Source organism: Alkalibacillus filiformis, from assembly GCF_030814115.1.
Taxonomy (GTDB): Bacteria; Bacillota; Bacilli; order Bacillales; family Alkalibacillaceae; genus Alkalibacillus; species Alkalibacillus filiformis.
In genome coordinates, this window is sequence record NZ_JAUSUP010000005.1 from 53,929 (window position 1) to 67,511 (window position 13,583).

A 13,583-nucleotide genomic window follows, 5' to 3' on the forward strand; every position below is an offset into this window, starting at 1 on the left:
TTAAAAAAACTAAAGTTTAACTTCAGAATCAATCCTCAATTAAATTCAAATTATTACTTTCAAAACAATCGTTTTATGCTACAATGGTACAAAAGTCTGAAAATTCGGCATACGTAATTTGAGAAGAAAACTCCAGGGTGTTTTAATTGGGGGAATAAAAATTGAAAGCATTTGCTAAAGTATTAATTTGGGTTGGAATACTCTCTGTTCTTATCGGCTTAATCCCGGTAATTTTTGTTTATCCAAATAAGGATTGGGATTCGGTTATTGAATTTGTGAATTATACGGTATTTGTAGCCGATGAACGATTGTTATGGCAGGTTGGCACCGTTATTTGGCTGTTTGGTATATGGAGGTTAAGAAAAGAGAGGAAAAAAGGGAGAATCTTTTACTAATTAAGTTTAAGACTTATCTTACATAATAAACACTCGTCTAAGTGGGAAGGCGAGTGTTTTATTATGTGACAGGGATTTGGATTTATATCCATTAGACTTATGTTTGTCGCTCCGATAAAAAGGGAAATGATGGACAAACCAATTTAAACAGGTACTAAGTATTTTAATTTCATATGACACAAACTTTCTGCTCAAGATTCTTGTTCTTTTGATAATTGCTGATGATGATCAATTTCGAATAAAATAATAAACTCTAAAGTGGGTGGAGAGTCAACGACTAAATGAGAATTATTCTCAATTACTTTTTCAGCAAGTGCTTTCATAAATAGAAAGTTGTAAACATATACTAAACGGTGTGTGCGTCTTGAAATAAAAAAGTTGTTAATAATTTGTTCGTTATATAGTATAATTAAGGTGATGTATTGATTGAAGGGTGTTCTGGTGTCGTAATGTTTTAAAATACTTTGAATTTAAAGTATTTTAATGTACAATAATGGAGAGTGAAGCGCACAAAAGGAGAAGCCATCGGTGCGGCAACACCAATGGCTTTGTACAATAGCTCTCTAAAGGGAGCGGCTCGCTACAGGTTTGGTAATCACCCAAGCTCACCAGGCTAATGGGTGGTTACTCACTTTCCAACTGACAGAATGGCTGCAACTAATGATCCGAAAGAGACCATTAAGAAGAGCGTTTCAAAAACAGTCATAAGCATCACCCTCTTTCAGAGAGCCAGCCACCACCCATGAGAACCCTATTGTACAACTTTCATTGTAACATAAATTATAAGAAAATTTTGTATATTTGTAATAGATAATCCTTTGGCCTTACAAAACCCTCTAAACAAGTGTGTCTAGAGGGTTTTAATAATGTTTAAATTATAATTTTCGATAAGATTTGCCAACAAATGCGTTTATTTTAAAAGGTATATATAAGTCCAAGTTCATACTTGTTTTAAAATTGAACAGAGTTGTTTATGAAAGCATTGAAAAAATCGTTCAAATGCCCTACAAAATCACGTGATCAATTATAATGTGTATAATTAGGGCTGCAGTCACGATGCGAAGTAAAGGTTTAACATAATCAGGATTTAACTTTCCGGCTAAGCGTACCCCGACTTGTGCTCCAATTAATGAACCGCCAATTAAGGCAAACGTAATCGTCCAAATAATATGGCCAGCTGCAATGAAGCTAATGGCCGCTCCAAAACAACTAGCGAATGTCGCGATTCTCATCAGTCCAACTGCACGATAGTAAGCTATTCTCATGTATGAAAATACGTAAAACATTAAAGTGCCTTGGCCAGGCCCAAACAATCCATCATACATTCCAATTCCGAATAACAATGGTGTTCCTCGAGTTTTAAAACGGAAATGGTTCTTTCCAGAAAAGTCGCCTTTACTAATGAAAGAAAAAAGGAATGCGAAGATCAATAGTGCGATTGCGAGTTGATACATTAAATCAGGTGGTAGAGAGGAAGCGATGACACCTCCTGCAACTCCACCACCTAAACTAACAGGAATGATCTTTAACCCTTCTTTCATCGTCACACCTTTATGCCTTAATACCATTAGGAAGGTGACGAATGAACTGATCGAATTGGTCACTTTGTTAGCACCAATGGCTGAATGGACGGGGACACCTAGTGCTAACATTGCTGGCAAACTGACAAGTCCACCTCCACCGGCTAATGTTCCGAGAATAGTTGCTGTTAATCCGACGAAAAATAGGATGACTAAATCTAGCATTTTGTTCACATCTTTCTGTTACTGATCTGCAGCTTTAATTAATTGTTTAATCTCTTCGAATTTCTTTTCGTATAATAGGTTAATAATCTTACTGCCTACGACTACACCATCACTATATTGAGTTAATTGTTTAACGTGGTCAGGTGTTGATATTCCAAATCCGGCTAAAACAGGGACAGGGCTGACAGACTTTAGGTACTGAAAATGGTCACTTAAGCTATCATCAAACGATTGTCTAGCACCTGTAATACCATTGACGGTTACAGCGTAAAGGAACCCTTCTGAAGCAGCTGCGATTTTTTCCATACGCTCTTTAGAACTGGCCAATGATACGAGCTGAATTTGAGCTATGTTAGCTTGTTGGCGAGCCTTTTCAATTAAACTAGTTTGTTCAAGTGGTAAGTCAGGGATGATTAGTCCATCTATACCAGCATCTTTTGCATCTAGCATGAATTGGTCGACGCCATATTTATATATAGGGTTTATATAAGTCATGAAAATGATCGGTGATTGAATCTTAGTTCGTTCTTCTTTGAGTATATCAATAATATGAGGCAAGGTCACCCCAAGGTCTTGTGCTCGTTTGCCAGCTTCTTGAATTGTTGGCCCATCCGCAACAGGGTCTGAAAAAGGAATGCCGACTTCAATTGCTGTTGCTCCGGCTTCGTCTAGTTTTTGTAAAGTAGGGATGAAAGAATTCAACCCTCCATCTCCAGCCATTATATACGGAATGAATATTTTCTTTCCTTCATTAATAGTTTCATTTAAAGTTGCTCTTAGATAGTCTTTTCCATACGTGACAGTTTGCATTTAATAACCTCCTCCTTACGAGTTTAAGTATTGTTTGACGGACTCAACGTCTTTATCGCCACGACCTGACAGGCAGATGACGATCGTTTCATCTTTGTTCATTTCTTTTGCTAGTTTCATAGCTTCTGCAACGGCGTGAGAGCTTTCTAATGCTGGTATAATCCCTTCAGATCGAGATAATAGTTGAAAAGCCTTTAATGCTTCATCATCAGTAATGGCACTATATTTAACACGTTCGGTATCTTTTAAGTGACTATGCTCAGGACCAACACCAGGGTAATCGAGTCCAGCTGAAATGGAACTTGCTTCTTCAATTTGACCCAATTCATCTTGAAGTAAGTACATCATAGATCCGTGTAAAATACCGACTGAACCTTTCGTTAACGTCGCTGCATGTTCATTGGTATTAACTCCTTTTCCAGCAGCTTCAACACCAAATAGCTGTACATCATGGTCTTCTACGAACGGATAAAACATTCCGAGTGCGTTACTGCCTCCGCCAACACATGCAACGACCGCATTTGGTAGTGTTCCTTCAGCTTCAAAGTGTTGATGCTTCGTTTCTTTTCCAATGACACTTTGAAAGTCGCGTACCATCTTCGGGAATGGGTGAGGGCCTAAGACAGAGCCCATAATATAATGTGTATCTTCAACATTGGTTACCCAATATCGTAAAGCTTCATTTACAGCATCTTTTAACGTTGCGCTCCCTTGGTCAACTGATTCGACTTTCGCACCAAGTAGTTCCATACGAAAGACGTTTAATTTTTGTCTTTTAATATCTTCTGTCCCCATGAAGATGACGCACTCTAAGTTAAGTAGTGCGCACACTGTCGCTGTTGCAACACCATGCTGGCCTGCCCCTGTTTCTGCAACGACTTTACGTTTCCCCATACGTTCAGCTAACAAAGCTTGACCGATTGTATTATTAATCTTGTGTGCACCTGTATGGTTTAAGTCTTCACGTTTTAAATAGATTTTGGCTCCGCCTACTTCGTTTGTTAAGTTTTCGGCGAAGTATAACGGGTTTTCACGACCGATGTATTGTTTTAGCATCTCTTGAAATCGATCATTGAAAGCTGGGTCGTTAATTGCTTTTTCATAAGATTCTTCTAGTTCATGAACTGCACTCATTAATGTTTCGGGTATGAAGCGGCCGCCGTATTGACCGAACATTCCATATGCGTTAGGTTCACTATAATTCATTATGAATTCTCCTTTACAGTTTCGATAAATGATTGAATGAGGTTAATGTTTTTCTGACCTTCTAACTCAACTCCACTAGAGACGTCGACGACACGAGGGTTTGTTTGATCAATAGCGGACTTAACATTGTCTTGATTAAGTCCGCCAGCTAAGATGAAACGGTCTTTCTTGAAAGGAAGTTGTTCGACTAAACGCCAGTCAAATGTCGTCCCATTGCCGCCATGGTATGGACCTGTTGCACTATCTAACAGTAAGTAATCTGCATCATCGTACTTTCGTGTCAGCTTTAAGTCACTCTCGTTACGAACGCGGAATGACTTAATATATGGGACGGTTAACTGCTTGCAAAATTCAGGTGTCTCATCGCCATGTAGTTGAACAAAATCAAGTCCAACCGTTTTGGCTGTATGCTCTAGCTCTTCTTGTGATGCGTTGACGAATACGCCAACCTTTTTGACGTGTGTTGGGAGTTGAGAAGAGATGTGTTTTGCTTTTTCAATCGTTACTTGTCTTTTACTTTCGGCAAAAACGAAACCTAAAAATTGTGCACCAGCCTGAACAGCTTCAAAGGCGTGGGTGGCATGCTTGATTCCACATATTTTAATGTGTGTCATTTCATTACCTCCTAGACGATCAGTTGTTGTAACGCATCTGGTACGTTGTTCGATTTCATCAGTGTTTCACCAACGAGGATGCCGTTTGCCCCAGCTTGAAAAACACGCTTAGCATCTTCATTTGTTTTAATTCCACTCTCACTAATGACCATGACATCAGGGTTCTGAATTTGAGAGGCGAGCCGTTCTGTTACAGCCAGATCAGTCTTGAACGTTTTTAAATCACGGTTGTTAATGCCGATTATTTTAGCGCCAAGAGATTCAGCCGCCTTTAGTTCCACTTCATTATGCACTTCAAACAACACCTCTAGTCCAGATGAAATGGCATAGTCGTTTAGTGCTTTTAGTTGTTCTTCGGGTAAGGCAGCTGCAATAAGTAGAATGACATTAGCGCCGGCTTGTTTTGCTCGATCGATTTGAACCTGATCGATGATGAAATCTTTGCATAAAACCGGAAGTTGAACAGTCTCTCTTACTTGTTTTAAATCTTCAATTGTCCCTTTGAAAAAAGGTTGATCTGTTAAAACAGAAATGGCTTTAGCACCACTTTGTTCATACAACTTGGCTTGTTCAGGTGGCTCCATTCCGACGTTAATGTCACCTTTGGAAGGAGAAGCACGTTTGATCTCTGCAATAACAGACAATTGATTGGATTGACGAAGTGTATCATATAAAGGTGTGATGTTTTTCGTCGAACCGCTTTTTATCACGGGTTGTGATTTTAGCAGCTCGACTTCTTTTCGTTTTTGATCTAAGATTCGATCTAAAATTGTCCCCATTACGAAATCTCCTTTGTTTTTCTTTTTTCACTAAAATGGATTAAGTAGTTCAGTTTTTCTAAAGCTCGACCAGATTGAATACTATCGCGTGCTAAGTCAACGCCTTCTTGAATCGAGTTAGCAATACCAGATGCGAATAAACCAATTCCAGCATTAAAAAGTGTTGTTTCGTAATAAGCACCTTCCTTGCCAGATAACACATCAAGCATTATTTGCGCATTTTCTTTCGCATTGCCACCAGTAATGTCTGTATTGGAATAAGTGTTTAGTCCAACGTCTTCTGGAGTTAGTGTAAAAGGGATTAGTTCACCTTCTTCTAATAAGACAAAGTGGTTCTCACCAGCGAGTGACGCTTCATCCATATGACCTGCACCATTGACGACGATACTTCTTTTTCGCCCAAGTCGTTGTAAGACAGCGGCCATTTTCATTAAATGATCGCGACGGTAAACCCCTAAAAACTGTGTATCTAATGCAACAGGATTTGTAAGTGGACCGATTAAATTAAAGATCGTTGGAACGTTTAAATCTTTTCGAACTTTCATAATGCGTTTTAATCGGTGGTGAACGTATGGCGCGAATAAAAACGCAACACCATTTGTTTCGATCAGTTGTTCGACTTCATCACTCGTAAAGTCAAGTGCAACACCAAGTTCTTCTAATACATCAGCACTTCCTGTACGACTTGAAATACTACGATTTCCGTGTTTAGCGACTTTCGCTCCTGCACCTGCTAATACAAAAGCAGACGTCGTGCTGATGTTAAAGGTTTGTAAGCCGTCACCCCCTGTTCCACAATTGTCCATGACACCAATCAAACTTTTCTTAATAGGCATTGCCTTTTCACGAAGAACTTCAACAATAGCAGCAATTTCTTCTACAGACTCACCTCTAACTTTCAAAGCTGTAAGAACAGAGGCGATTTCACTGTCAGAGATCTCTTCACTAAATAAATGGTGTGAAACTGACGTCATTTCTTGTTGAGTTAGTTTATTTCCTTCAACTAATTTTTGAAGTAGATTCATGGTCATTCTCCTTTCGTGTTTTACTTAAAAATTGTTTTAAGATCTGTTTGCCTTCATTTGTCCCAATGGATTCTGGGTGAAATTGGATGCCAAATACGGGGAATGTTTGATGCTCAATCGCCATCAGTTCATCATCATCCATTGAAATAGCTTTTCGTTTAAAATAAGGTGGCAAAGTTTGTTCGTCAATGACTAGTGAGTGGTAACGCATCACTTGTAATGGTTGACTTAAATACTCGAACAGCCCTTGGCCTTTGTGTAAAATTAACGATTGCTTACCATGCATAATGATACTCGCCTTTTTGACTTGAGCTCCAAAGGTCGCACCTATTATTTGGTGACCTAGACAAATACCTAAAATGGGAATCTGTGTGTGTAATTCTTTAACGATATTCATAGATTGTTCGTAGTGAATCGGCTTCCCAGGTCCTGGTGATAGGACAATGGCATGAACGTTCATTTCCTTTATTTCTGATATATTGATTTCATCATGACGTCGTACCTCGACTGAAAAGCCTAGTTCTTCAATGTATTGATATAAGTTGTAAGTAAATGAATCGTAATGATCAATAAGTAAAATCATTTTAATCTACCTCCATAAGCGCTTTTGCTTTGTTTAGCGTTTCTTCATATTCACTTTCAGGGTTTGAATCATATACGACACCAGCACCAGCTTGAACATGAGCTAGGTTGTCTTTCAAAATCATTGTTCGAATCGCTAAAGCGAAATCGAAGTTGCCATTGATCGATAAGTAGCCGATTCCGCCAGAGTATGCTCCTCGTTTAGTTGGTTCGAGACTGTTAATAATTTGCATCGCTCTAATCTTGGGTGCACCACTAACGGTTCCTGCCGGTAGACATGCTTTTAATGCTTCAAGCGGTGTTGCACTTTTATCTAACACCCCAGTTACTTCAGAGACGATATGCATAACGAAACGGTATCGTTCTATGACCATATATTTTGTTAGTTCAATAGTTCCAGGTTGAGCAACTCTGCCAATGTCATTTCTCCCTAAATCGACTAACATTTGATGTTCCGCAATTTCTTTCTCATCCGTTAACAGTTCATTCTCAAGCTTGATGTCTTCATCTCTTGATTGACCTCTTTTGCGTGTACCTGCAATTGGGTTCGTTGTTACTTGGTTACCGTGAACTTTAACTAAGCTTTCAGGTGAAGCACCTAATATGTGATAATCATTGAAATTAATGAAATACATGTAAGGTGATGGGTTATGCTTTCTTAATTGACGGTAATAACTAAAAGGGTCACCTTCATACTCAGCAGTCAGTCGTTGTGACAACACAGCTTGGAATATTTCTCCTTGATTGATTTGTTCTTTTATTTGTTCAACTTTGTTTAAATAATCATTTTTGGCGATATTCGATTTAAATTCTCCCAGTGTAAAACCCTGTTTGTTTTTGGCTTCTTGACCATTTATTTGGTTAATTAACTGCGTCATTTCTTTTTCTAAATTAACTTTTTCATTTGTAATCCACTGATCAAATACGAAGCAATGGACATTTTGTAATAAATGATCATACACAATTATCTTCTCGTAAAACATGAAATGAATGTCTGGCATGTTAAGGTCATCATGTTGTCCGAATCCAATTGGTTCGAATTGTTTAGCGATGTCATAGGCTATATACCCAATGCCACCAGCCATGAAAGGAATGTCAAAAGGTAAAGACAGTTCGCCTTTGACTAGCTCAGATAGAGACTGAATTGGGTCGCCATTCTTTGTAGTCACTTCATCTGTTTGTAGGTTTGTTTCAGTAACTGTACGTCCATGAGCTTGAAACTCATAGTATGGATTTTCGCCAATCAATGAGTAACGCCCAATGTCTTCATGTTTTAGAGAACTCTCTAATAAGAATTTCTTAGTTCCTTCAAGTGATTGAAAAATGGAAATAGGTGTATGTTGGTCGCCTTCAATGATTTTGTGTTGGTATTGAACCATGTTTCGTACCTCCTTATTTAGGTATAAAAAAAGTCCCCTGCACACACAATTTGTGTGTACAGAGGACGATTAGATCGCGGTACCACCTCTATTGAAAAGTATAAAGTATATACTTTTCCTCTCATAGTTTCAGGTACGGGAAGAGCTTGGATTTCAAAAGGGGAAGACGTTTCAAATATAGAGCTCTTCCGATACCCTATCCTGTTAACGGTGGAAGTCCGAGTTGCCATACTGCAGTTCAGGCAACCTCTCGTAAGTCCATTCAACGATGTTGTTCACGCTAACTTCTCAGCACCGTTAGCTCTCTGTAATGACTTAACATTCGTCTACTTCTCTTACTCAACGATTTAATATGTTTATGTTATTTTGCCAAATAAAAAAGGGCCTTCTGTCCTTATATTGTAAGGACGGAAGACCCGTGGTGCCACCTTAATTGACTGAAAGATTCAGTCCACTTAGCGCGTATCGAAGCTTAATGCTTGAATACGTGTCTCTTGTAACGATGAGACGTTCGCCAACCTTATTAGTCAAAAGACGTTCGGTTGGAGGCTCAGAAGTCCATTCATTTAGTTCGTCACACTAGTTTACAGCAACCACTAGCTCTCTGAAGTAACTTACTAAACTACTTCTCTTCATCTATGCCAATCCGTTTTTAAGATTTGTTATTTATCATATGGTATCACTTTATGTTTTGTCAACCTTTATTATTAAATAATGATACAAATACCTAGAAAATTAGTCTGGTTGTGTTTCCTTACTTCTTCGTTTAGCATAAATTACAAAAGGGAATCAGTTTATTATAAAAGTTTAAGTGGAGGATCATATGTTTCAAGTATTTAACAAAAGCCTAAATGATTTTAGAAAAACTTATCCTAAACATATAACGTTCGCTTTAATATACATGGTTTTAACGAGTGTTTTGTTTATGCCAATCATTTCTGTTATTTTCAATAGAATTTTAATGTTGATCGGTGCGCCAACAGCCATTAATCATGATGTATACAGTATAGCATTAAGTTATTCTGGGGCTATTGCTTTAACTGTCGTTGGACTAATGGTTTTCGCATTAATATTTATAGAGTTTGGCGTTTTTATTGTTCTAGCACAACAACAGTTTTTTAACCAGTCGATTACTTTAGCTAACGCATTTTTAACAGCTGTATCTAAAACGCCTAAGTTGATCAGTGTTAGTATTTTGCCTTTAATTATGGTGCTGTTTTTACTTGTGCCGTTTGTGGAGACGCCGATCGACCGGGTCGTTTATGACTTGAATATGGATATATTGTATTCAGGGCACTTAGCGTTGTCTAATCTTTACATTGCTATTTACTTTGGACTATTACTCTTAGTTCTTTACATTATTCTAAGATGGATTTTTGCTATTCACTATATCGTGATTGAAGGTTTAAATGTAAGAAAAGCAATCAAACAAAGTATGCGTTTAACAAAACGAAATAAAAAGTCTGTGTTAGTTAATATAATTGCGATTAACTTGTTGATTTTCGCATTAAGTACACTGTTAATTTACCTTATTTCATTAATTCCGTCCGGCATGATTGGTACGGTTATTGGAGATTTAATCGAACATTATTTAGTGACAATCTCAACCGTTATTGCTGCGCTATCCACTTTAGTGTTAGTGCCGATTAATATGATTATTTTAACGAATTTGTTTTACCAATTTAAACAGGATTATGACGAAGTGGAAGATGAGTTAAAAGTAGTTAAAAGTAAAAAGCTTGCCAAGACAGAACGTAAAGCGTTTAAGTTTTTTAAAAGTAAACGTTATTTAGTCGTACTGTTGTTAGTTGTTTACGTTACAGGGGTTTTTGCTTATAACCAAACCGTGAGTGGGAATTTAGTTTACTTAGATTGGAGTGTAGAGGTTGCATCGCATCGTGGCGATTCAGTCAATGCACCAGAAAACTCGATGAGTGGTGTCCAGTCAGCAATTGAGAAGGGGATTAATGTCATTGAGATTGATATACAATTAACAGAAGATGGTGTGGCTGTGTTGCACCATGATATGAGCTTAATGCGGATGGCAGGTGAGCCAGAGCGAATAAGTGAATTAACGTATGATGAATTGTCTGAGCTTGAGATTGGGTCGTCATTTTCTGAAGAGTTTTCTGGTGAACCGATCCCCAAACTAGAAGATGTGATTGAAGTGGCTCAAGAAGCGGGTGTTCGACTTTTATTAGATTTGAAACCAGATGATAATGAATCAGAGTTGGCTGAGGAAATTGTTCGTTTAATTGAAGAATATGAAGCGGAAAATGACTTTTACGTAATGGCGTTTAATAACCAAGTGTTAAGAGAAATTCGTGCCTTGAATGAAGATGTTTATATTGGGCAAATTCTCTTTACCGCTGTTGGAGATCTATCTCGTTTAGATGTGGACTTTTATACTGTACACCAAACAATGTTATCAGAAAGTTTAGTTGAAGAAGCTCGTCAAGACGGGCGAGGGGTATGGGTATGGTCAACGAACATCGACAGGACAGCAAACCAAATATTACAGTATGATGTTGATGGAATTATTACGAAAACACCAGATGTCGTGTTAAGAATGTTTGAACTTAGAGAGTAGAAAGGGGTTGGATTACCAGCCTCTTTTTTTTGCTTTACAAAAGGACAGTTAAGCGTTATTATAGGTATAAATCGTAACCGTTACGATTTGAAAGAGGGGTGGGATTTTGTACAAGTGGATCATAATTGGAGGGGGAGTTCAAGGTTGTACTATTGCAACTCACCTAATTAGACAAAAGAAAGTAGATGCAAATCAATTACTGATTATTGATTCATACGAAAAGCCCATGCATCGATGGCAAGAACTAACTTCAAAAATTGGTATGCCTTTTTTACGGTCGCCTTCAGTCCATCAAATTGATACAAATCCCTTCAGCTTACAGCATTATGCTAAGAAGTATAATGATAAAAGTTTTTTTGGTAAATATAAAAGGCCCGCACTAGAATTATTTAACCAACATTCTCAATATGTGTTGAATTCTTGTTCTATACTAGATTGTTGGCATAGAGGAAACGTTTGTGACGTTAAAAAAGAAGGTTCAAGTTGGTGTGTAAAAACTAATAATGGAGAGGTATTTAAGTCTACCAATTTAGTTATTGCAGTTGGCTCAACCCATGATTTACATATTCCTGACTGGGCTAAAGGGTTTGAAAATGTTCATCATGTTTTTAGCTCAAGTGTTACTAATTTTAGTGAATTAAGTTCACCAGTCGTTGTTGTGGGTGGTGGGATTAGTGCAGCACATTCAGTAATTAAGCTTGCCAACCTATTTCCAGGCAAGGTCACACTTCTTAAACGGAAGCCTTTTAAGATTCACTTGTTTGATAGTGATCCCGGTTGGCTTGGACCTAAATACCTGAATAGTTTTAATAAAGAAAAAGAGTTAACAAAGCGGAGAGAAATTATTACTAACGCGAGGCACAAAGGGTCGATCCCACGAGATTTATATTTCACACTTTTATCATTGGAAAGAAAAGGGCAAATATCTATAGTGACTGATCAAGTTAAAAGCCTAAGTTGTAAAGATGATCAAAAGGTAAACTTATTATTAGAAAGTAATCCAACGGTGGAAGCATCCTCAGTATTGCTTGCAACTGGTTTCAAACAAGGACTCCCTAATCAAAGTTGGCTATCTCGATTAATTATTGAAGAAAATTTACCTTGTGCTCAATGTGGATTTCCAATTACTAACCAATTGGAATGGTGTTCACATTTATATGTTGCAGGCTCATTAGCTGAACTGGAAGTTGGGCCTATTGCTAAAAATATAGCTGGGGCACGAAAGGCTGCTAAACTCATTACGCAATCGAAATAAATAAAGAAGGATGATTACGATGAATAAACTAATTCCTGTTACTGTGCTAAGTGGTTATTTAGGTTCTGGTAAAACCACATTGTTGAATCGAATATTAAAAAACACGGAAAATCTAAAGGTTGCAGTTATTGTTAATGACATGAGTGAAATAAACATTGATGCAAACCTTATTAAGAATGGACCTTATTCAGAAACGGAAGAGAAATTAGTAGAGCTTCAAAATGGTTGTATTTGTTGTACATTACGTGAAGATTTAATGATTGAAGTTGAGAAAATTGCTAAAAAAGGTGATATTGACTATATTGTGATTGAATCATCGGGAATTTCAGAACCAATACCTGTGGCGCAAACTTTCACATACGTTGATGAAGAACTGTCGGTTAACTTAATGAATTATTGCCGTTTAGATACTATGGTAACTGTAGTGGATGGTAATAGATTTTGGGAAGATTTCGCATCAGGTGAATCCCTTTTAGCACGTCAAGAGGCTGTTTCAGAAGATGATACGAGAGAAGTGGTCGATTTATTAATAGACCAAGTGGAGTTTGCAGATGTACTAATACTCAATAAGACTGATCTGTTAGAAGACATTGATGTTGAAGAATTGAAACGAGTACTCATGAAGTTAAATCCTGAAGCTAAAATATTAACAACATCTTTTGCAGAGGTTGAACTGAAAGAGGTATTGAATACGTATTCTTTTGACTTTGAAAAGGCCAGTCAAGGAGCTGGCTGGATTAAAGAGCTGAATGAAGAACATGTTCCCGAGACTGAAGAATATGGCATTTCTTCTTTTGTTTATAAAAGTAAAAGGCCTTTTCATCCTAAACGATTTATGGACTTCTTGGAAAATTGGCCACAAGATGTGATTAGAGCAAAAGGTTTCTTTTGGTTATCTTCTCGAAACGATGTTGCCGGTTTATTATCACAGGCGGGCACCTCCCTTATGATTGAATCAGCAGGTGAATGGGTTGCTTCATATTCTGAGGAAGAGCAAAAAGTCATTCTTGAAGAAGAACCAGAAATAAGAGAAAAATGGGATGAACAGCATGGTGATCGGGTGACAGAACTTGTTCTAATAGGTTTAGAAATGGATGAAGCTATGATTAGGAAGATGCTGGATCAAACATTATTAACTGATGACGAAATGCAAGAGAATTGGAGCATGTTTGAAGATCCATTACCAGAGTATGTGTAAAATGG

At 37.7% G+C, this 13,583-nt stretch carries 13 protein-coding genes and 2 other annotated features; of the genes, 4 read left to right on the forward strand and 9 right to left on the reverse strand.

What is annotated here, in order from left to right:
- Positions 1–161: 161 nt before the first annotated feature.
- Positions 162–395, forward strand: a complete 234-nt coding sequence (locus J2R98_RS09365; protein ID WP_307068331.1) for a hypothetical protein — start codon at positions 162–164, stop codon at positions 393–395.
- 628 nt (positions 396–1,023) lie between these two features.
- Here J2R98_RS09365 and J2R98_RS14530 read toward each other — a convergent pair.
- From J2R98_RS14530 to trpE, 9 genes are all read right to left on the reverse strand, one after another.
- Complete coding sequence (locus tag J2R98_RS14530) at positions 1,024–1,107, reverse strand: putative holin-like toxin (protein WP_370871972.1); 84 nt, start codon at positions 1,105–1,107, stop codon at positions 1,024–1,026.
- 292 nt (positions 1,108–1,399) lie between these two features.
- Positions 1,400–2,140, reverse strand: a complete 741-nt coding sequence (locus tag J2R98_RS09370) for a sulfite exporter TauE/SafE family protein (protein WP_307068333.1) — start codon at positions 2,138–2,140, stop codon at positions 1,400–1,402.
- 18 nt (positions 2,141–2,158) lie between these two features.
- Positions 2,159–2,950 carry a tryptophan synthase subunit alpha gene (trpA, locus tag J2R98_RS09375; RefSeq protein ID WP_307068335.1) on the reverse strand — a complete coding sequence of 264 codons (792 nt, stop codon included), beginning with the start codon at positions 2,948–2,950 and terminating at the stop codon, positions 2,159–2,161.
- Positions 2,951–2,965: 15 nt separating this feature from the next.
- Positions 2,966–4,156, reverse strand: a complete 1,191-nt coding sequence (trpB, locus tag J2R98_RS09380; protein WP_307068337.1) for a tryptophan synthase subunit beta — start codon at positions 4,154–4,156, stop codon at positions 2,966–2,968.
- Positions 4,156–4,770: a phosphoribosylanthranilate isomerase gene (locus J2R98_RS09385; RefSeq protein WP_307068339.1), complete on the reverse strand. Its 615-nt coding sequence runs from the start codon at positions 4,768–4,770 to the stop codon at positions 4,156–4,158. The genes trpB and J2R98_RS09385 overlap by 1 nt, the downstream gene beginning before the upstream one ends.
- A gap of 11 nt (positions 4,771–4,781) precedes the next feature.
- Positions 4,782–5,549 carry an indole-3-glycerol phosphate synthase TrpC gene (gene trpC / locus J2R98_RS09390; RefSeq protein ID WP_307068341.1) on the reverse strand — a complete coding sequence of 256 codons (768 nt, stop codon included), beginning with the start codon at positions 5,547–5,549 and terminating at the stop codon, positions 4,782–4,784.
- Positions 5,549–6,574 (reverse strand): anthranilate phosphoribosyltransferase, encoded by a 1,026-nt coding sequence (trpD, locus tag J2R98_RS09395; protein WP_307068343.1) that lies wholly within the window; start codon positions 6,572–6,574, stop codon positions 5,549–5,551. The genes trpC and trpD overlap by 1 nt, the downstream gene beginning before the upstream one ends.
- The gene (locus J2R98_RS09400; RefSeq protein WP_307068345.1) at positions 6,549–7,157 is read right to left on the reverse strand and encodes an anthranilate synthase component II; all 609 of its coding nucleotides are present in this window, start codon (positions 7,155–7,157) and stop codon (positions 6,549–6,551) included. Before J2R98_RS09400 ends, trpD begins: the two co-directional genes overlap by 26 nt.
- A 1-nt stretch (position 7,158) precedes the next feature.
- Complete coding sequence (gene trpE / locus J2R98_RS09405; protein WP_307068347.1) at positions 7,159–8,535, reverse strand: anthranilate synthase component I; 1,377 nt, start codon at positions 8,533–8,535, stop codon at positions 7,159–7,161.
- Positions 8,536–8,593: 58 nt separating this feature from the next.
- Positions 8,594–8,887 (reverse strand) — a binding site (T-box leader).
- 48 nt (positions 8,888–8,935) lie between these two features.
- Positions 8,936–9,183, reverse strand: a binding site (T-box leader).
- Between the two features lie 175 nt (positions 9,184–9,358).
- Between trpE and J2R98_RS09410 the strand changes: the two genes are divergently transcribed.
- The 3 genes from J2R98_RS09410 to J2R98_RS09420 all read left to right on the forward strand — a co-directional run bounded on the left by J2R98_RS09410 (position 9,359) and on the right by J2R98_RS09420 (position 13,578).
- Positions 9,359–11,125, forward strand: coding sequence for a glycerophosphoryl diester phosphodiesterase membrane domain-containing protein (locus tag J2R98_RS09410; protein WP_307068349.1), 1,767 nt, complete (start codon positions 9,359–9,361; stop codon positions 11,123–11,125).
- 106 nt (positions 11,126–11,231) lie between these two features.
- Complete coding sequence (locus J2R98_RS09415) at positions 11,232–12,380, forward strand: FAD/NAD(P)-binding protein (protein WP_307068350.1); 1,149 nt, start codon at positions 11,232–11,234, stop codon at positions 12,378–12,380.
- Positions 12,381–12,399: 19 nt separating this feature from the next.
- Positions 12,400–13,578 (forward strand): GTP-binding protein, encoded by a 1,179-nt coding sequence (locus J2R98_RS09420; protein WP_307068352.1) that lies wholly within the window; start codon positions 12,400–12,402, stop codon positions 13,576–13,578.
- Positions 13,579–13,583: the final 5 nt, after the last annotated feature.

Coding starts and splice junctions, on each gene's coding strand:
- J2R98_RS14530 (WP_370871972.1), bottom strand. CDS start 1,107: ATGCTTATGACTGTTTTTGAAACGCTCTTCTTAATGGTCTCTTTCGGA.
- J2R98_RS09370 (WP_307068333.1), bottom strand. CDS start 2,140: ATGCTAGATTTAGTCATCCTATTTTTCGTCGGATTAACAGCAACTATT.
- trpA (WP_307068335.1), bottom strand. CDS start 2,950: ATGCAAACTGTCACGTATGGAAAAGACTATCTAAGAGCAACTTTAAAT.
- trpB (WP_307068337.1), bottom strand. CDS start 4,156: ATGAATTATAGTGAACCTAACGCATATGGAATGTTCGGTCAATACGGC.
- J2R98_RS09385 (WP_307068339.1), bottom strand. CDS start 4,770: ATGACACACATTAAAATATGTGGAATCAAGCATGCCACCCACGCCTTT.
- trpC (WP_307068341.1), bottom strand. CDS start 5,549: ATGGGGACAATTTTAGATCGAATCTTAGATCAAAAACGAAAAGAAGTC.
- trpD (WP_307068343.1), bottom strand. CDS start 6,574: ATGAATCTACTTCAAAAATTAGTTGAAGGAAATAAACTAACTCAACAA.
- J2R98_RS09400 (WP_307068345.1), bottom strand. CDS start 7,157: ATGATTTTACTTATTGATCATTACGATTCATTTACTTACAACTTATAT.
- trpE (WP_307068347.1), bottom strand. CDS start 8,535: ATGGTTCAATACCAACACAAAATCATTGAAGGCGACCAACATACACCT.
- J2R98_RS09410 (WP_307068349.1), top strand. CDS start 9,359: ATGTTTCAAGTATTTAACAAAAGCCTAAATGATTTTAGAAAAACTTAT.
- J2R98_RS09420 (WP_307068352.1), top strand. CDS start 12,400: ATGAATAAACTAATTCCTGTTACTGTGCTAAGTGGTTATTTAGGTTCT.